Source organism: Embleya scabrispora (genome assembly GCF_002024165.1).
Taxonomy (GTDB): domain Bacteria; phylum Actinomycetota; class Actinomycetes; order Streptomycetales; family Streptomycetaceae; genus Embleya; species Embleya scabrispora_A.
In genome coordinates, this window is record NZ_MWQN01000001.1 from 6,626,811 (window position 1) to 6,645,005 (window position 18,195).

Below are 18,195 nucleotides of genomic sequence, written 5' to 3' on the forward strand. Positions count from 1 at the left end.
CTTGCTTCGGGTTGGTGATGATTTCCTATCGTACTGAGACGACCGGTCCGATCGTGGTGGGCAAGGTGTCCCGCCGAGTCCGGATCCGCGACGCCTGGCTGCGGTGGCGCCGGGTGTGGCGGGCCCTGCTGACCGCGCTGGTGGTGCTGTCCGTCACGGTGATCACCGGGCTCGGGGTCGCCCGGACCACCGTGCTGTCCGCGGACTGGTACGACGGCGTGTTCGAACGCGAACACGCCTACGACCGGCTCTACGACGAGGTCCTGGTCGACCCCCGGTTGGCCGGCGTGCGCAACGACCTGCTCGGCCGGCTGCCGATACCGCCCAACCAGGTCACCGCCAACCTGCGCCTGGTGCTGCCGCCGTCCACGCTGCGCGGCATGGTCCGGGTGCAGGTCGGCCACATCGTCGGCTATCTGCGCGGCGACGAGCGCGAGTTGCGGCTGAGCGTCGACCTCAAACCGGTGATCAACAACCTCGGCAAGGCCGCCGACGTCTACGTCGGCGACCTCACCGGCGACGTGCCCCGGGTGACCCAGGACAACGCGCCCGCGCTCGTGGACAACGTCTCCAAGGCTTTGGACGCGCTGGCCCAGGGCCGACCGCCCGAGGCGCTGCCCGCGCTGAACCTGGACCCCGCGGCGGCCCCCGAGGTGGCCGACCTGATCCTGGCCCGGCTGCCGGTCGAGGCGCGCGAGGCGATCCGCGGGCAGGTGGTGGCCTCGCTGCGCGCCGACGACCTCGGCGGGGTGCTGGTCGCCGTCGTCCCGGTGATCTTCGGCGAGAAGGTGCGCCAGGCCCAACTGGGCCTGACCGGCCTGTCGCACGGCGGCAGTTGGGACCTGACCCTGGACCTGCGGGCGGACCGGGCCAAGCAGACCGAGATGCGCCTGGGCCAGCTCGAACAACTGCGCGCGATGACCGTGTTCGGGCTGGGCAGGCTGCTGATCGCGGCCGGTGTCACCGCGCTGCTCGGGCTGGTGCTGCTGTGGTGGACCGCCCCCACGCGCGGCGCGGCCCGATTGCGGCTGCCGGCCCTGGCGCTGGCGGGCGGCGGGCTGCTCGCGGGGGTGGGCTGCCTGATCGGCTGGGGCCTGCTGCCGCACGTGGTACCGGAGCACCGTGACGGGTGGGCGCCCTCGGTGACCCGGCTCACCGGCGACCTCCAGGAGGCGGCGGCACGGGACGTGGTCGGGGTGTGGCTGGCCGCCGCCGCGGTGCCGCTGGTGTTCGGCGGCGTCACCTTCGGCGCGGTCGCGCTGTGGGAGCGACACCGCCACCGGCGGGCCGCACCGGTGCGCCACACCACCCGCCGTGTGCTCACCACCGGTGCGGCGGTGGCCGCGGCCGGGGCGCTCGCGCTGACCGTCTTCGTCCCGGTACCCACCTCCGGCTCGAAGTCGCAGGCCAAACGCTGCAACGGGATGACCGAGCTGTGCAATCGGCGCTACGACCAGGTCGCCTACCTGGCCACGCACAACTCGATGTCCTCGACCGCGGCGCGCTTCCTCAGCCCGCTCCAGGACGCGGACATCGTCACCCAACTCGACGCGGGCGTGCGGGGCCTGCTGGTGGACTCCTACACCTGGGAGGCACCCGAGGAGGTGGCGGGCCGGCTCGCCGAGTCGGACCTGGACCCCGACTCGCGCCGGATCATCGCCGGGGTGGTCAACGACGTCGCCCCGGCCCGGCCCGGGTTGTGGTTCTGCCACTCGGTGTGCCGCGGCGGCGCGCTGCCGATGGTGGAGACGCTGCGCGCGGTGGGGCAGTGGATGGATCGCAACCCGCAGGAGGTGGTCACCCTGATCGTGCAGGACGCGATCAGCGCACAGGCCACCGAATGGGCCTTCCGCGAGGCCGGGTTGGACCGACTGCTGTTCACCCCGGCCGCGGATCCGAGCGAACCGTGGCCCACTCTCGGCACGATGATCGAGCGCGGCCGACGCCTGGTGGTCTTCGCCGAGCGCGCCGACGGCCCCGCCCCGTGGTACCGCAACTTCTACCGCTACGGCATGGAGACGCCCTACGAGTACGCGAACCCGGCCGAGATGAACTGCCTGCCCAACCGCGGCGGTACCGACAAGCGGCTGTTCCTGCTGAACAACTTCGTCACCGCCACCGGCGGCAGTCGCACCGACGCCGCACAGGTCAACGCGCGCCCGTTCCTGCTGGATCGGGCCCGGCGGTGCGAGCGCGAGCGCGGCGCGCCGGTGAACTTCGTCGCGGTCGACTTCGCCGGCATCGGCGACGCGAAGGGCGCGGTGGACGTGTTGAACATCACCCGGAAATCACACTGATGGTCCGTCAATTTATCGACAATCGACGGTCAATAGGACAGGCCGTGCCCGGTTTCGAAGAGCGGTTCCGCGTCCGCCGGCAGCGCGTCGACCAGCCGGCCGGCCGGCGCGTAGCGGCCGAACACCACGTCGAGCACGCCCTCGTCGTCGGCGCCCCTGGTACCCAGCAACGCCGCGCAGTAGCCGACCAGATCGGCCACCGCGGCGGGGCGGTACAGGTCGATCACGGCCACGGTGGGCACCGACGCGGCGATGTCCACGATCCGGTCGAGTTCGGCGTCGGCGTGCTCCTCGGGCAGCCGCAGCAGGGCCACGTCGGCGTCGGCGAGATCGCTCACCACGGTCGCGTAGCGGGCCGCGACGCCGATGTCCAGGTGCTCGGTGTACACGCGCAGCGCGTCGCGCAGCGGCAGGGCCGGGCCGCCGCTGGTGCTGATCCGTGAGCTGGTGCGGTTCGTGAGCAGCACGACGGCGTGCGGGTCCCGATCCGGCATGGGTGAGCCCTCCTCCTGGCCGCGGCACGCGCCGCCCTGACCCCGGACCCTACGCGCCGGGGACGACGTCTCGGGCACCAGGTTGCCGGCGCCTACCCCGAATCGGCCCGCTCAGCCGGTCGTCTCCAGCGCCGCCGCGGCGGTCCGGGCCAGTGCGACCAGGCGCTCGCGGTCGGCGTCGGGGACGGTGATGTCGACCGCGACGACCAGGTCGCCCCGGGCCCGGGCGAAGGCCAGGCCCAGGCCGCGGACGGGGTCCTGGTACAGCACCGCGGCCTCGGCGATCCCCGGCAGCGTCTCGCGCGGGCCGCTGCCGGTGGCCGACGAGCGCGCGGCGTCGGCCGGCCCGCCGACCATCGCCTGGGGCAACTGCCCGACGGTGACGGTCAGTACCCGCCGCTCGCGCCCGTCCAGATAGTCGCAGGTGCGGCCCGCCTCCGCGGGGCGGGTGTGCACGGGGCCGATCGCGAGCACCTCCTCGACCCGGGTGAGCGAGAGCAGGTCGCAGCCGCTGCCCGGCGGCGCGTTGGCGGCCGGCGCCGCGCGGGTGGGCCGGGGCGGGGCGCCCGCGGGATCGCCTGGAGTGGAGGTGGCCGAGGCCGTGTGCCGCGACGCCGGGTCGTCGCCGTCGCAACCGCCGAGCAGGCACGCCAGGCCCACCACGGCCACCAGGCCGGCGGTGGACCCGACGCGCCCGGTCACACCCGGCCGATCATCGTCCGGGCGATCGTGGCCAGCACATCGGGCGGGACGTCCTTGTCGCTGCGGGTGACGTAGACGTCGGCGTCCAGGTAGATGTCGCCCACGCGCTTGGCCCATACCACGCCGTTGGCGGTGGAGTCGCGGTAGGTGAAGGCCGCGTCGCCCACGCCGGCGAGCGCCACGGGGCTGTCGCTCGCGCCGATCGTGCCCTTCGCGGCCTGCTCGGCGGTGCTGTACCGGGGATCGCTGGTCGACATCATCACCGTCATCATGGACAACCCGCGCGAATCGCGGTAGTCGCAGAACGAACTGCTCGAAGAGTGGAGTTTCTCGTCCACTTCGGCCTTGACCACCGGAAGCCCGATGAACGAGGCCACCTCGGCGACGGTGAGCAGCTTGCACGGGTCGTTCAGATAGGGCGCCGCGGGCCCGGTCGCGGGAGCGGCGGTGCCGCTCGACGACGAACTCGCGGAGGCGCTCGGCGAGGACGACGTGCCGCCGGTGGGCGGCGCGGTGGTGCGGCGCGGCGGGCGGGTGGCGCTCTCGCTGGGGCGATCCGTGGGCCGGTCGCTCGTCCGAGGGCTCGACGCGGGCGGGCTCTCCAGCGCGCGCACGGTGTCCAGTGGGGATCGGCCGTTGCCCCCACAGCCGGCCACCGTGCCGGCCGTGGCCAGGGCGAGGAATACCGCGACGCCGGCGCGGACGGTCCTGATGCGCACTTTGGTGTTCCCCCCGATGTTCGAAGTGCAGTCGTCCATGAGATGAACCTAGGCCCCCGAAGGTTCCCCGAACGAGCGGTACCTCCCTTGCCCGTGCCCGGGGACCCCGAGGCGACTCCCGCACGGGATAATGCGCCCATGACTTCCGCTCCACACTCGACCACCCATCCGGGGGCCCGCGCGGTGACGCAGGCCGTGATCCTCGCCGGCGGGCAGGGTTCACGGTTGCGCCCCTACACCGACGATCGGCCCAAGCCGATGGTGGAGATCCCGGGCACCGGCACCCCGATCATCGGGCACCAGCTGCGCTGGCTGGCCGCCGAGGGCGTGACCGACGTGGTGGTCTCCTGCGGACACCTCGCCGAAGTGCTGCAGGACTGGCTGAAAAGCGCCGAGCTGCCGGTGCGCGTGGAGACCGTGGTGGAGACCGAACCGCTGGGCCGGGGCGGCGGGTTGAAGTTCGCCGCCGCCGCGCTGCCGCGTCCGGACGAGCCGTGGTACGCCACCAACGGCGACATCTGGACCAGGTTCTCGCTCACCGAGATGGCCGCCTTCCACCACGAGCGCACCGCGCTGGCCACGCTCGCGCTGGCCCGGCCCAGGATCCCGTGGGGGGTGGTGGAGACGGACAAGTACGGGCACGTCCTGGACTTCATCGAGGCGCCGCCCTCGCCCTACCTGATCAACGCCGGCGTGTACGTGTTCGCGCCCGAGTTCACCGCGCTGCTGCCCGACGTGGGCGACCACGAGCGCACCACGTTCCCGGGCCTGGCGCGGGCGCAGAAGCTGGCCGGGTTCCCGATTCCGCAGGGTGCGTACTGGCGGGCGATCGACACCGCCAAGGATCTGTCCGAGGCGGCCCGGGAGTTGCGCGCCGAGGGCTGAGCCGGCTCGGAGTACCGCGTCGGAACGGCCCCGGCCCCGGTCGCGGTCGCGACCGGGGCCGGGCTCTTCTCCCCGGAAATATCGGCGGTTTCCTCCGGTGGTGCGTGTGTGGTTCGGGATCTCGTCGCGCTTCCCGTGACCCCCGCGGCCACGGGTCTGGGCGGTTTCGAGTTACCGCTTCAAGGCCGCGGAATCAGGACGTGATGCCCGCTCGCGCACCCGGGTTGGCGGTGTCGCGCACCACCCGGAGGCCGTCGAGCAGGCCGTCGAGCTGACCGTCGGCCAGCGGATCCAGCAGCCAGGTCTGGATCAGTTCGACGTGGCCGGGCAGGACACCGCCGATGCGGTCCGCGCCGTCGCGGGTGAGCACCGCGAACAGGGCCCGGCGGTCGGTGGGACAGTTTTCGCGGGCGACCAGTCCTTCCTTTTCCAGGCGGTCCACCACTCGGGTCACCCCCGAGGTGGACAGCGACGTCTGTGCGGCGAGATCGCTCATCCGCAGGCGCTGCTCCGAGGAGCGGGCCAGGCGGACCAGCACGTTGAAGTCCACCGTGGACAGACCGTGCTCGCCCAGCTGCGGGCTGAGCCGATCCATCAGGCCGGTGTAGACCTCCACGAGCAGGCCCATCGCGGTGATGCGAGGGTCGTCGAAGGGCGTGGTCGTCGTAGGGGTGGGGGATGCGGCTCTCGGGGGAGTGTGCATCCCTCCATCATAGCAAGTAGTTGAGAAGTGGAATATGTCATCTCGATATGTTGTCAAGTCAGATATCCACTGAGCAACTAATTGCTGTCGCGGCGGCGCCGCGACGGCGGGCACACGGCCACCGGTGCCGCCCCGCGCTGCCCGCGGTGCCGTGTCAGCGGCTCGCCAGGAACGCGTCGACCTGTTCGTGGATGTAGGCCACGTCGCCGGCGTCCATCCGGTGGTTCATCGGCACGATCAGCGCGCGCTCCATCACCCGGTCCGCGTGGGGGTAGCCGGCCGGGTCGGCGCGGTGCACGATGTCCTTGAAGCCGGGCTGGCGCAGGATGTTGCCCGACCACACGGTGCGCGTGGACACCCCGCGCCGCTCCAGCCAGGACTGCATCTCGCCCCGGCTGAACGGGACATCGTCGTTCAGCAGGATCGGGAAGTTGAGCCAGCCCGTCTCCAGGCCCTCGGTCTGCCTCGGCGCGGTGAACTCCGGCCGCGCGTCGAAGTAGGCGTGATGGGCCGCGAAATGCTCCCGGCGGCCGGCCAGGAAGCGGGGCAGCTTGGCGAGTTGGGCCAGACCGAACGCGGCGCCGAGCTCGGACGGCTCGAAGTTCCAGCCGATCTCGTCGAAGATGAACAGGTTGTCGTACAGGACGCCGTCGATCTCCTCGAAGAAGTCGCGGTTGCCGCGCTTGGAGCCGAACAGCTGCACCTCGCTGCGCCGACCCCAGCGACGCAGCAGCAGGCCGCGGTCGCGCAGCTCCTCGTCGTCGGTGAGCACCATGCCGCCGTTGCCGGCGCAGGTGATGATGTGCGACATCGCGAAACTGGTCACCGAGATGTCCGAGCGGGTGCCGGTGGGCGTGCCGCGCAGGGTGGCGCCGAGTGCGTCGCAGGAGTCCTCGACCACCTTCAGGCCGTGCCGGTCGGCGATCGCCCGGATCGTGTCCCAGTCGGGGGCGTTGCCCGCGAGGTTGGGGGTCAGGATGGCCCGGGTGCGCGGGCCGATCAGCGCCTCGATCCGGGCCGGGTCGATCTGGTAGGTGTCCGGCTCGACGTCGACGAGCACGGGTACCAGGCCCGCCTTGACCATCGGCGCGATGTCCGTGGAGAAGGTCAGCGTGGAGGTGATGATCTCGTCGCCGGGCGACAGGCGCAGCAGTTCGATCGCCAGATACAGCGCGGAGGAACCCGAGTTGCACATCAGGCCGTTGTGTTTGCCGAACAACTCCGCGACGCGCGACTCCATGGCCGCGACGTTGGCTCCGATGCCCATCGCCGAGGGAGGTCCGTTCAGGACCGCCAGCATGGCGTCGATCTCGGCCTGGTCGTGCACGCTGCCGGCGTACGGGATCTTGCGCATGGGTGTGCCTACCCTCGTGGTGGTGCCGCGATCGCGGGTGTGGCTGACGGGGCGTCAGTTGACGATGTGTCATAGCTATCATGGCTATGATGGGCGAACAAGACGACGGGAGCAGAGCGTGCGATACGCCACGGTGGGCAGGTCGGGCCTGAAGGTCTCCGCGATCGGCCTGGGCTGCAACAACTTCGGTATGCGCATCGATCAGGACGACGCCGACAAGGTGGTGGGCGCCGCGATCGAGGCGGGCGTGACCCTGTTCGACACTGCCGACAGCTACGGCGGAGGGCAGTCGGAGGTGCTGCTCGGCAAGGCGCTGGGCAGCCGTCGCGAGGACGTGGTGGTGGCCACCAAGTTCGGCGCCAAGGTGGCCGAGGGGCCGTACGGCCGCGGCTCCTCGCGCCGGCACGTGGTGCGCAGTTGCGAGGCGAGCCTGCGGCGCCTGGGCACCGACCACATCGACCTGTACTACCAGCACTACGCCGACCCCGACACCCCGATCGAGGAGACGCTGGGCGCGCTCGACGACCTGGTCCGGGCGGGCAAGGTGCGCTACGCGGCCACGTCCAACCTGGCCGCGTGGCAACTCGCCGACGCGGCGCACCTGGCCGGCGGTACCCGGTTCGTCGCCGCGCAGTTGCAATGGAGCCTGCTCGACCGCACCATCGAGCGCGAACTGGTGCCCGCCGCCCGGCACTTCGGCGTCGGGATCATCCCCTACTTCCCGCTCGCCTCCGGTCTGCTGACCGGCAAGTACCGGCGCGGCGAGGCGTTTGCCGCGGACACCCGGCTCGGCGCCATCCCGCGCTTCGCGCAGGCGGTGGCCACGGACGAGAACTTCGCCATCGTGGAACGGCTCACCGACTACGCCGAGGGGCAGGGGCTGACCCTGCTCGAACTCGCCCTGTCCTGGCTCGCCGCGCAGCCCGAGGTGGCCTCGGTCCTGGTCGGCGCGACCCGCCCCGAACAGATCGCGGCCAACACGGCGGCGATCCGCGAGCTGACCCCGACCCAGGTCGCGGAGGCGGCCGCACTGGCCGCGGCGGTACCGGCGTGAACCCCGCGGCGCAGCCGGTCCGCGCCGGCACCGAGCGGTCCCTGCACAACGCCGGCATCGCGGACGAACTGGCCCGCCGGCTGCGCCGCCGGATCCTGGACGGCCCGCTCCGGGACGGCGACATGCTGCCCAAACAGGACGACCTGATCGCCGAGTTCGGCGTCGGGCGCACCACGCTGCGTCAGGCGTTCCGGATCCTGGAGACCGAGGGCCTGATCACCGTCAAGCGCGGCAACACCGGCGGCGCGGTGGTGCACGTCCCGCAACCGGCCGACGCGGCGCACATGTTCGGCATGGTCATGCACGCGCGCCAGGTCCGGCTGGACGACCTGGCACAGGCGCTTCGGCGGCTGGAACCGGTGTGCGCGGCATTGTGCGCGGCGCGGCCGGATCGGGCCACCGAGGTGGTGCCGTGGCTGCGCGAGGTGCACACGCGGATGGAGCGGGCGCTGGCGGACGGGCCGGCGTTCATTCGGGCGGCGCGCGACTTCCACGAGGCGCTGGTCCTGCTGTGCGGGAACGAGACGATGAAGATCCTGCTGGGCGCGGTCGAGGTGTTGTGGGCGCAGCAGGAGCAGGAGTGGGCGCGGGACGCGTTGGCCGACACGGGTGAGCGGGTGCGCCGCGCGGGACTTCGCGAACACGAGCACCTGATCGCGCTGATCGAGGCCGGCGACGAAACCGAGGTCTACCGCGAATCCGTCCGCCACCTGGAAGCCGCCCAGGACTACCCCCTCAAGTCCCACTCCGCGACCCCGATCACGTCCCCGTGACCGGCCCGGCCGACAGGTGAGGTCACCCGGCCGGGCCGACGCGCGAGGCCCCGTGGCGCGGCCCGCCGGTGAGGTTGGTCACCGGCCGCGCCACGCGGCGCCGAGTACGTCGGCGTTGAAGCGGCCGATGACGCCCAGGGGGATGCCCTTCGGGCAGACCGCCGTGCATTCGCCCGTGTTCGTGCAGCCGCCGAAGTCCGCCTCGTCGTGGGCGTGGATCATCGCGTCGACCCGGGTGTCCTGTTCCACCTTGCCCTGGGGGAGCAGGCCCAGGTGGGTGGCCTTGGCGGCGGTGAACAACATCGCCGAGCCGTTCGGGCACGCCGCCACGCACGCCCCGCAGCCGATGCAGGTCGCGGCCTCGAACGCGGCGTCCGCGTCGGCCTTGGGGATCGGCGTGGCGTGCGCCTCGGGCGCCGCGCCGGTGGGCGCGGTGACGTAGCCGCCCGCCTCGATGATCCGGTCCAGGCCGGAGCGATCCACCACCAGGTCCTTGACCACCGGGAAGGCCGCGGCGCGCCACGGTTCGACGTCGATGCTCTGTCCGTCGCGGAAGTGGCGCAGGTGCAACTGGCAGGTCGTGGTGGCCTTCTGCGGCCCGTGCGGCACCCCGTCGATGACCAGGCTGCACGCCCCGCAGATGCCCTCGCGGCAGTCGTGGTCGAACGCCACCGGCTCCTCGCCCGACGCGGTGAGCCGTTCGTTGAGCACGTCGAGCAGTTCCAGGAACGACATGTCGGCGGACGCGTCGGGCACGTCGTAGGCGACCATGCCGCCCCGGTCCTCGGGACCCTTCTGGCGCCAGATGCGCAGGGTGAGCTTCATGCGTAGTTCCTCGTGGCCAGGGTGACGTTGTCGAAGGCGAGTGGTTCGCGGTGCAGGACCGGCGGGCCGTCCGTGTACTCCCAGGCGGCGACGTAGGCGAAGGAGTCGTCGTCCCGGGCCGCCTCCCCGCCCGGGCTCTGGTGCTCGGCGCGGAAGTGGCCGCCGCAGGACTCCTCGCGGTGCAGCGCGTCCAGGCACATCAGTTCGGCCAACTCCAGGAAGTCGGCCACCCGGCCGGCCTTCTCCAGCGACTGGTTCAGCCCCGCCCCGCTGCCCGGCACCCGCAACCGGGCCCAGAACTCGGCCCGCAACTCGGGGATCCGCGCCAGCGCCTCGCGCAGCCCGGCCGCGTCGCGCTCCATCCCGCACTTCTCCCACATCAGCAGGCCCAACTCGCGGTGGAAGTGGTCGGCGGACAGGTCGCCGTCGACCGCGAGCAGCCGCTTGACCCGGTCCTGGACGCCCTGTTCGGTCGCCACCACCTCCGGATCGTCCGCGTCCACCGCCCCGAACGGCCCCGCCGCCAGGTAGTGGGTGAGCGTGGTCGGCAACACGAAGTAGCCGTCGGCCAGCCCCTGCATCAGCGCCGAGGCGCCCAGCCGGTTCGCGCCGTGGTCGGAGAAGTTGGCCTCGCCGACCACGAACAGCCCCGGGATCGTGGACTGGAGGTCGTAGTCGACCCACAGGCCGCCCATCGTGTAGTGCACGGCCGGGAAGATCCGCATCGGCACGGTGTACGGGTCCTCGCCGGTGATCCGCTCGTACATCGCGAAGAGGTTGCCGTACTTCTCCTCGACCGTCGCCGCGCCCAAGCGCTCGATGGCGTCGGCGAAGTCGAGGTAGACGCCGAGTCCGCCCGGACCCACGCCGCGCCCCTCGTCGCAGACCCGCTTGGCCGCGCGCGAGGCGATGTCGCGTGGGACGAGGTTGCCGAACGCCGGATACATGCGCTCCAGGAAGTAGTCCCGCTCCGCCGCCGGGATCGCGCCCGGCGCGCGGGTGTCGCCGCCGGCCACCGGCACCCACACCCGGCCGTCGTTGCGCAGCGACTCGCTCATCAGGGTGAGCTTGGACTGGTGCGCGCCCGAGACCGGGATGCAGGTCGGGTGGATCTGGGTGAAGCACGGGTTGGCGAACAGCGCGCCGCGCCGATGCGCCCGCCAGATCGCGCTCGCGTTGCACCCCATCGCGTTCGTGGACAGGAAGTACGCGTTGCCGTAGCCGCCGGTGGCCAGCACCACGGCCTCGGCCAGGTGGGTGGACACCTCCCCGGTGACCAGGTCGCGCACCACCACGCCGCGTGCCCGCCCGTCCACCACCACCAGGTCCAGCATCTCGGTGCGCGCATGCACGGTGACGTTGCCGGCCGCGACCTGGCGCGACATCGCCTGGTACGCGCCGAGCAACAACTGCTGACCGGTCTGCCCACGCGCGTAGAACGTCCGGGAGACCTGGGCCCCGCCGAACGAGCGGGTGTCGAGCAGGCCGCCGTAGTCGCGCGCGAACGGCACACCCTGGGCCACGCACTGGTCGATGATCTGCGTGCTCAACTCGGCCAGCCGGTGCACGTTGGACTCGCGGGCGCGGAAGTCGCCGCCCTTGATCGTGTCCTTGAACAGCCGGGCCACGCTGTCCCCGTCGCCCCGGTAATTCTTCGCGGCGTTGATCCCGCCCTGCGCGGCGATGCTGTGCGCCCGGCGCGGCGAGTCCTGGTAGCAGAACGAGACGACCGGGTGGCCGAGTTCGGCCAGCGTCGCGGCGGCGGAGGCGCCGGCCAGGCCGGTGCCGACCACGATCACCGGCAGTCGGCGCCGGTTGGCCGGGTTGATCAGCCGCGCGCCCAGTCGGCGCCGCTCCCAGCGCTCGGCCAACGGGCCCTCGGGTGCGGCGTGGTCGGCGATCTCGGCGCCGACGGTGTACCGCGCGTACTCGCCGTGTCCGGTGTGCTCGGTGTGCTCGCTGCCTTCGGTGTGCTCGGTCATCTCGTTCACCCCACGATTCCGACGGTCACGGCGAACGGCACGGACAGGAATCCGGCCGTCATCAACACGGCGTAGCCGGTCGCGACGCGACCCATCAGCCGCTCGGTGCCCGGTCGTTGCCGGCCCAGGGTGCGGGTCATGCTCCACACGCCGTGGCGCAGGTGGAACCCGACCGCCACCACGGCGACCGTGTAGATCGCGGTGATGTACCAGTGCTCGAAGTCGGCGGTGACGTTGGTGTACGGCTTGCCGGCGGCGCCGGTCGGGTTGGCCACCCCGACGGTCAGGTCGAGCAGGTGGTAGACCACGAACAGGGCGATGATCACCCCGCCCCAGCGCATCGTGCGGGCCGCGTAGGAGCCCTGCACGGGCGGGCGGTGTACGTACTTGACCGGCCGGGCCCGCCTGGCCCGCCGGGTGAGCAGGATCGCCATCGCCATGTGCACGACCACGCTCACGGTCAACCCGACACGGATGATCCACAGGGTGCCCTCGTGCGGCACCAGCGGCTCGCCGATGGTGCGCAGCCAGTGCGCGTAGTGGTCGAAGCTCGACTCGCCGAAGAAGATCTTCAGATTGCCCAGCATGTGGGCGGTCAGGTAGGCAAGGAGCACGGCACCGCTGAGCGCCATCGCGATCTTCATCATCACGGTGGAGCGGTGCGACGCTCCCTGCCTGCGCCGTCCGGCGGAGCCGGGAGCGCGGGTCAGGGTCGCCATGTCGTCGACGGTAGGCCGACCGAGGTCATGCCGTCCAAGATCGGAAATGCCTTGTTTCGATAGCCACAGGCTATGCAAGGCTTGATCCATGCAGTTCCAGCAGCTCGTCTACTTCGTCGCGGTCGCCGAGACCCGGCACTTCACCCGCGCGGCGGCGCGCACGCACGTCGCGCAGCCGTCGTTGTCCAAGCAGATCCGGGCCCTGGAGCACGAGTTGGGGGCCGAGCTGTTCACGCGGGTGCGCGGCAACATCGCGCTCACCCCGGCGGGGGAGCGGCTGCTGCCGATCGCGCGGCGGATCCTGGCGGACGTGGACGTGGCCCACCTGGAGGTGGCCGAGCTGGTCGGGCTGCGCTCGGGGCGGGTCCGGATCGGAGCCACACCGTCGTTGTCGGCGAGTCTGCTGGCCGAGGTGCTGCGCGGTTTCCAGGACCGCTACGCCGGGATCCGGCTGCTGGTCGACGAGAACGGCTCGCGCGATCTGGTGCGCGCGCTGCTGCGCGGCGATCTGGACCTGGCGCTGATCGTGGTGCCGCCGCAGGGGGTCGGCGCGGCGCTGACCACCGAGCCGCTGCTGCGCGAGGACCTGGTGCTCGCGGGCCGCCCGCCGGTGGCCGGCCCGGCCGTGCCGATCGCGGCGCTGCGGGGGGTGCGGCTGGTGATGTTCCGGGACGGCTACGACCTGCGCGAGGCGACCCTGACGGCATGTCACGAGGCGGGGTTCGAACCGGAGTTCGCGATCGAGGGCGGCGAGATGGACGCGGTCCTGCGGTTCGTCGAGGTGGGGTTGGGGCCGGCCATCGTGCCGAGCATGGTGCTGGCCGGGCGACCCGGCCTGACCGCGACGCCGCTGGCGCCGCCGGGCCTGTCCCGCACCATCGCGCTCGCGCACCGCAGCGACGCCGCGCTCACCCACGCGGCGCGGGCGTTCCGGGAGGAGCTGGTGGCGTTCCTGACCCCCGAGCGACTGCCGGCGGGCGTCGAGCGGATCGGGCGGGCGACCCCGGGCGGGTGACGCCCGCCGCGGGCGGTCTCAGCCGAGCGCCATGACCAGGCACGTCGTGGTCGCCGTCGCGAGCAGCCGGCCCCGGTCGTCGGTGAGTTCGGCCTCGGCGGTGCGGATGGTGCGGCCCCGGTGTACGACCCGGCCCTCGGCGCGCAGCGTGCTGCCGTCCAGCGGACCCGGGCGCAGGTAGCGCACGGAGATGTCGAGTGAGGTGTAGCCGGTCGCGGGCGGCAGCGTGGTGTGCACCGCGCAGGCCATCGCCGAGTCGAGCAGCGTGGCGGCGATGCCGCCGTGCATGGTGCCGATGGGGTTGGCGAACTCGGGTCGCGCGTTCGCGCTGAAGACGACCCGGCCGTCCTCGACCTCCTCGGGCGCCATCCCGATGAACGGGCCGATCCCCGTGGGCATGCCGTGGTCCCGCAGGGCCAGCAGCTGTTCCAGACCGGTCGGTCCCGTGGTCGACGACATAGTGCTCATCCCGAACCCCTCATCTGAGTTGACGTTGTCAAGTTGACAACGTCAACTCGCCGGCTGTCAACTGGGGACGTGCCCGACACCCGTCGATCTCGCGCCCGCGCCCGACCCGGCGACGGGGCGCTGCTGCGCGGCGAGATCCTGGCCGCCGCCACCGCCCTGCTCGACGAGGCCGGCGACGAGTCCGCGCTGACGCTGCGCGCGGTGGCGGCCCGCGCGGGGGTGACCACGCCCTCGGTATACCTGCACTTCGCGAACAAGCGGGAGTTGGTCGACGCGGTGTGCCTGGCGGTGTGGGAGGACCTGGGGCGGCGGATGCGCGACGCGGGGCGGGGGTGGAGGATCCCTATCAGGCGATGCGTCGACACGGCGCCGCGTTCGTCCGCTTCGGGCTCGAACACCCGGTGCAGTACCGCCTGTTGATGATGCGTCCGCGCTCGGGCGAGGAGGCCGAGTGGAGCGCGGCCGACGCGTGCCTGGACTGGGTCGGCGAGGCGATCCGGCCGTGCCTGGAGGCGGGCGTCCTGGTCGGCGACCCGACCCGGCTGGCGCTGCAGATGCTGGCCGCGCTGCACGGCCTGGTGGCGCTGTACCTGGCCCGGCCGGACTACCCGTGGCCGGACGACGTGGAGACCATGGCCGACGAGGTGACCCGGATGGCGGGGCTCGGCTCGGCGCTGGCCGGGCGGCTGCGCGGGCCCGGTCCGGCGCCCACCACCGGCGCGTTCACGGCGGCGTTCGACGCGCTCGCCGACCGGCTGCGGCGGCCGGATCCGGCCGCCGGGCCCGACGCGCGAGGGTGAGGGCGGCGGGCCGCTCCCGAGGGGCAGGAGGGGAGACGGCCCCGCGTGCGACGGTCGAGGGTCAGCGACCCTTGCGCTTGTCCGCCTGCTTCTTCACCTTGTCGACGATCGACTTGACCTTGTCCGGGTTCTGCTTGGCGTAGTCGGTCGCCTTCTTGATCAGTTTGTCGAAACCGGCCATGACGCCCACTCCTTGTTTGCCGCGGGGCGATCGGGTCGCCACCGCCGTGGTTCGGTGTTGCTCTGGTTCAGGATCAACCGCGGACCGGGGCGAATCGTTCCCCGGAGCCGATTCGTCCCCCGAGCCCGCGGCAGGGCCGCACCGAAAACGGTGCGACCCTGCCGCGCGGCGTGTCCGCGGGCCGTGCCCGAGCGGATCCCCGGACGGGGAGCCGGCTCAGACGTTGACGCCGAAGTCCTTCGCGATGCCCGCGAGGCCGGAGGCGTAACCCTGGCCGACGGCGCGGAACTTCCACTCGTTGCCGTTGCGGTACAGCTCACCGAAGACCATCGCGGTCTCGGTGGACGCGTCCTCGGTGAGGTCGTAGCGCGCCAGTTCGTTGTTGTCGGCGCGGTTGACCACGCGGATGTACGCGTTGCGGACCTGGCCGAACGACTGGTCCCGGGCCACCGCGTCGTGGATGGAGACCGGGAAGACGACCCGCTGCACGTCGGCCGGCACCGAGGCCAGGTCGACGTTGACGGTCTCGTCGTCGCCTTCGCCCTCACCGGTGAGGTTGTCACCGGTGTGCTGGACCGAGCCGTCGGGGCTGGTCAGGTTGTTGTAGAAGACGAAGTGCAGATCGGACAGCACCCGACCGTCGTTGCCGAGCAGCAGCGCGCTCGCGTCGAGGTCGAAGTCCGCACCGGTCGTGCTGCGCGCATCCCATCCGAGACCCACCGCGACGGCGGTGAGGCCGGGCGCGGCCTTGGACAGGGATACGTTGCCGCCCTTGGCGAGACTGACTCCCATGGCAGTGCTTCCTTCCCTCGTGCATATTCGGGGTACGGGCGGATCGGGTGATCACCACGACGGCCGCCCACCGGGGTGAATCTACAGGAATGTAGAAGTCCGATGTGCGCCGCCGTGACACGCGCGGGACGCGCGTCGTGCGATCGCCCATGCAGTGATACCCCATCCCACCACGGGTGGACGACAACGGGCTGCCGAACCGTGGGCGCGGTTTCGTCGATTCCGCCACATCCTCCGCCGTCGTGGGGGCTCGGGACGCCCGCGGATCACCCGAGCACGGGCTCCGTCGGCTCGTCGCCGGGTACGCGCCCGGGGGTCCGGCCCGGTATTCGGGCGGCCAGTCGAAAGCCCCCGTCGACCACCCCGGCGGACAACGTGCCCCCTCGGCCGCCAGTCTGCGTCCGAGCGAGCCCAGGCCCATGCCCGCCGCGGTCGGCGCCGGACCCACCGGGGCGCGGACCCCGTCGTTGGTCAGCACCAACACCACCTCGCCGCACGGGTCCACCGCCGCGGTGATCGCACACCGCCTCGCGTCGCTGTGCCGCAGCACGTTGGTGGTGCCCTCGCGCAACACGGTGGCCAGCGCGGTGTCCACGCCGACCGGCAGCGCGCCGACCTCGACCGAGACCTCCACCACCATCCCGGCCGCCGCCAGCACGTCGCGGGCGGAGCGCGCCTCCACGGCCAGCGACATCCCGCGATACCCGCCCGCGACCGTGCCCACGTCGGCCAGCGCCTGGCGGGCCATGGTCAGCCCCTGGGCGACCCGCTCCGCCGCCGCCTCCGGGTCCCGATCGGCCAGCCGCAGCGCCAACTGACTCTCCAACACCAGCGCGGACAGGCTGAATCCGAGCAGGTCGTGCAGATCGTGCCCGAACCGCAGCCGCTCCCGGGCCACCCGCACGGCCGCCAACTCGGCGCGCGCCGCGTTCAGCGCCCGCGCCACGTCCGCCATCCGCACCAGCCCGTACACCAGCGCGGCCCGCTCCAGGATCCACACCACGTGGTAGACGTGGTCGAGCGCGGTCGGACTCCACGTCCCGAAGTACAGGTCGTGGCAGGCGAACCCGATCACCGCGAGCACCCGCCACGGCCCGCGCAGCAGCACCAGCGCGACGCCGGCCAGGAACAACCCCAGCGACCACGTCTTCGCGTCGAACACCACCAGCGGGACGTACGCGAGCGCGACCTGCGCCGCGAACGTCCACCGCCATCCCCGGGGCCGACCGGTCGAGGCCGGCGTGCAGTTGCGGATGTACAGCGCGACGAAGCCGGCGAGCAGCACCAGGAACAGCGCCTGCCGCGCGGGGGAGTAGTGGCTCGCCGCCAGCACCCGCACCGGCAGCGGCACCACGATCAGCACCAGGATCACCACGCGCAGCACCGACACCGCCCGCGGGGTCGGCTCGACCGCGATGGCCGGCGGCGGCGTGCCCGCGACGCTCTTGTGCGCGTGCGCGTAGGCGCGTACCTCGGTCATCGCGCCCCGGGCCTCGGCCAGCGCCTCGGTCAGCGCCGCCCGGGCCCGCTGCGGACACTCGCGCAACTCGGCGACCAGCGCCTCACCGCGCTCGACGATGCGCGTCAGACTCGCCCCGACCCCGTCGGTCAGGTGCCGGGTGAAGCGCAGCCGCTCGCGGGCCACCTCGGCGTCCGCGAGCGCGGTACGCGTCGCGGCCAGCGCGGCCACCAGATCGGTGAGCCCGGCCAGCGCGTACACCGCGAGCCCGACCAGCGCGGCCTGGCCGAAGACCAGATACAGCGCCTCGACCACGGTGGGCCGCACCGCGAGACCCACCGGCACCTGTACGGCCACCACCGCCGCGAACCCGGCCCAGCCCGCCCACGCGGGCCGCAGCAGCAGCAGCGCGGCGCCGGCCAGGAAGCCCGGATTGCCGTACCAGGTGTCGTGGAACCACCACATCGGCAGATAGGTGAGCACCGCCTGCGCGCCCAGCGTCCAGACCCAACCGCGCGGCCGGGAGCCGTCGGCCGGCCGTACGCAGTTGCGCATGTGCAGGGCGACCAGGGCGAGCAGCAAGGCCAGCGCGACGCCCTGGGCCGTCGTGGACAAGCGGGGCGACTGGACCAGGCCGACGAAGCCGCCGAAGAAGAAGCCGCAGGTCACGGTCGCTACCACGACGCGTGCGAGCAGCGGCGCCCACGCGGCGTCGTCCCGGGGACCGGCGGCGATCCGCGGCACGCTGCGGCGACCCCTCGACGCCATGACTCTCCCGTGCTGATACCGGTGCGCTCGACGGACGCGATGTCGGGCCGCCCGTACACCCGGCCGCTCCCGCAACGGCAGGGCAAACCGTACCGACCGGACATGCGACCGTCACCCCGGGGCCCGGTCACCGCACCGGTCACACGGCGTCACCCGCACGGATCACCCCGCCGGCGGGGCCGACCGGTCCGTTCGATGGTGACGA

Annotated in this window: 17 protein-coding genes and 1 pseudogene; 7 read left to right on the forward strand and 11 right to left on the reverse strand. The window is 72.3% G+C overall.

Features of this window, described 5'->3' with window-relative positions:
• Positions 1-17: 17 nt before the first annotated feature.
• Positions 18-2,297 carry a hypothetical protein gene (locus tag B4N89_RS50045; RefSeq protein WP_414646431.1) on the forward strand — a complete coding sequence of 760 codons (2,280 nt, stop codon included), beginning with the start codon at positions 18-20 and terminating at the stop codon, positions 2,295-2,297.
• A gap of 29 nt (positions 2,298-2,326) precedes the next feature.
• On the opposite strand, the gene B4N89_RS29110 is transcribed toward B4N89_RS50045, so the two are convergent.
• The 3 genes from B4N89_RS29110 to B4N89_RS29120 form a co-directional block, all read right to left on the reverse strand.
• Entirely contained in the window at positions 2,327-2,791 is a 465-nt protein-coding gene (locus tag B4N89_RS29110) for a hypothetical protein (protein WP_078978739.1), read from the reverse strand.
• 111 nt (positions 2,792-2,902) lie between these two features.
• Positions 2,903-3,493: a hypothetical protein gene (locus tag B4N89_RS29115; RefSeq protein ID WP_078978740.1), complete on the reverse strand. Its 591-nt coding sequence runs from the start codon at positions 3,491-3,493 to the stop codon at positions 2,903-2,905.
• Positions 3,490-4,212: a DUF3558 family protein gene (locus tag B4N89_RS29120; RefSeq protein ID WP_161500851.1), complete on the reverse strand. Its 723-nt coding sequence runs from the start codon at positions 4,210-4,212 to the stop codon at positions 3,490-3,492. Before B4N89_RS29120 ends, B4N89_RS29115 begins: the two co-directional genes overlap by 4 nt.
• Before the next feature lie 138 nt (positions 4,213-4,350).
• Between B4N89_RS29120 and B4N89_RS29125 the strand changes: the two genes are divergently transcribed.
• The gene (locus B4N89_RS29125; RefSeq protein ID WP_078978742.1) at positions 4,351-5,097 is read left to right on the forward strand and encodes a nucleotidyltransferase family protein; all 747 of its coding nucleotides are present in this window, start codon (positions 4,351-4,353) and stop codon (positions 5,095-5,097) included.
• Between the two features lie 193 nt (positions 5,098-5,290).
• On the opposite strand, the gene B4N89_RS29130 is transcribed toward B4N89_RS29125, so the two are convergent.
• Together B4N89_RS29130 and B4N89_RS29135 are read right to left on the reverse strand one after the other, a co-directional pair.
• Positions 5,291-5,800, reverse strand: coding sequence for a MarR family winged helix-turn-helix transcriptional regulator (locus B4N89_RS29130; RefSeq protein WP_235618838.1), 510 nt, complete (start codon positions 5,798-5,800; stop codon positions 5,291-5,293).
• A 154-nt stretch (positions 5,801-5,954) separates the two neighbouring features.
• Positions 5,955-7,154, reverse strand: a complete 1,200-nt coding sequence (locus B4N89_RS29135) for a DegT/DnrJ/EryC1/StrS family aminotransferase (protein ID WP_078978744.1) — start codon at positions 7,152-7,154, stop codon at positions 5,955-5,957.
• Between the two features lie 118 nt (positions 7,155-7,272).
• Here B4N89_RS29135 and B4N89_RS29140 point away from each other — a divergent pair, with 118 nt between their 5' ends.
• Entirely contained in the window at positions 7,273-8,208 is a 936-nt protein-coding gene (locus tag B4N89_RS29140) for an aldo/keto reductase (RefSeq protein WP_235618839.1), read from the forward strand.
• On the forward strand, positions 8,205-8,981 hold the full coding sequence (locus B4N89_RS29145) for a FadR/GntR family transcriptional regulator (protein ID WP_078978745.1): 777 nt from the start codon (positions 8,205-8,207) through the stop codon (positions 8,979-8,981). Before B4N89_RS29140 ends, B4N89_RS29145 begins: the two co-directional genes overlap by 4 nt.
• Before the next feature lie 78 nt (positions 8,982-9,059).
• On the opposite strand, the gene B4N89_RS29150 is transcribed toward B4N89_RS29145, so the two are convergent.
• The 3 genes from B4N89_RS29150 to B4N89_RS29160 are packed head-to-tail and all read right to left on the reverse strand — an operon-like array spanning position 9,060 to position 12,507.
• A complete protein-coding gene (locus B4N89_RS29150) occupies positions 9,060-9,806 on the reverse strand; it encodes a succinate dehydrogenase/fumarate reductase iron-sulfur subunit (RefSeq protein WP_078978746.1) in 747 nt (248 codons plus the stop codon).
• Complete coding sequence (locus B4N89_RS29155; RefSeq protein ID WP_201260929.1) at positions 9,803-11,788, reverse strand: fumarate reductase/succinate dehydrogenase flavoprotein subunit; 1,986 nt, start codon at positions 11,786-11,788, stop codon at positions 9,803-9,805. The genes B4N89_RS29150 and B4N89_RS29155 overlap by 4 nt, the downstream gene beginning before the upstream one ends.
• A 5-nt stretch (positions 11,789-11,793) precedes the next feature.
• A complete protein-coding gene (locus B4N89_RS29160; protein WP_201260930.1) occupies positions 11,794-12,507 on the reverse strand; it encodes a succinate dehydrogenase cytochrome b subunit in 714 nt (237 codons plus the stop codon).
• An 88-nt stretch (positions 12,508-12,595) separates the two neighbouring features.
• Between B4N89_RS29160 and B4N89_RS29165 the strand changes: the two genes are divergently transcribed.
• Complete coding sequence (locus tag B4N89_RS29165) at positions 12,596-13,522, forward strand: LysR family transcriptional regulator (protein WP_078978747.1); 927 nt, start codon at positions 12,596-12,598, stop codon at positions 13,520-13,522.
• A gap of 18 nt (positions 13,523-13,540) precedes the next feature.
• Here the strand turns inward: B4N89_RS29165 and B4N89_RS29170 are convergent, their stop codons facing one another.
• A complete protein-coding gene (locus B4N89_RS29170; RefSeq protein WP_235618840.1) occupies positions 13,541-13,990 on the reverse strand; it encodes a PaaI family thioesterase in 450 nt (149 codons plus the stop codon).
• A gap of 69 nt (positions 13,991-14,059) precedes the next feature.
• On the opposite strand from B4N89_RS29170, the gene B4N89_RS48020 reads away from it, so the two are divergent.
• Positions 14,060-14,410: a helix-turn-helix domain-containing protein gene (locus B4N89_RS48020; protein WP_161500852.1), complete on the forward strand. Its 351-nt coding sequence runs from the start codon at positions 14,060-14,062 to the stop codon at positions 14,408-14,410.
• Positions 14,344-14,790 carry a TetR-like C-terminal domain-containing protein gene (locus B4N89_RS48025; RefSeq protein WP_101897207.1) on the forward strand — a complete coding sequence of 149 codons (447 nt, stop codon included), beginning with the start codon at positions 14,344-14,346 and terminating at the stop codon, positions 14,788-14,790. Before B4N89_RS48020 ends, B4N89_RS48025 begins: the two co-directional genes overlap by 67 nt.
• A 397-nt stretch (positions 14,791-15,187) precedes the next feature.
• Here the strand turns inward: B4N89_RS48025 and B4N89_RS29180 are convergent, their stop codons facing one another.
• Positions 15,188-15,763: a TerD family protein gene (locus tag B4N89_RS29180; RefSeq protein ID WP_020548622.1), complete on the reverse strand. Its 576-nt coding sequence runs from the start codon at positions 15,761-15,763 to the stop codon at positions 15,188-15,190.
• A gap of 706 nt (positions 15,764-16,469) precedes the next feature.
• Positions 16,470-17,990, reverse strand: a pseudogene (locus B4N89_RS51730) (histidine kinase); the annotation flags it as partial.
• Positions 17,991-18,195 lie beyond the last annotated feature (205 nt).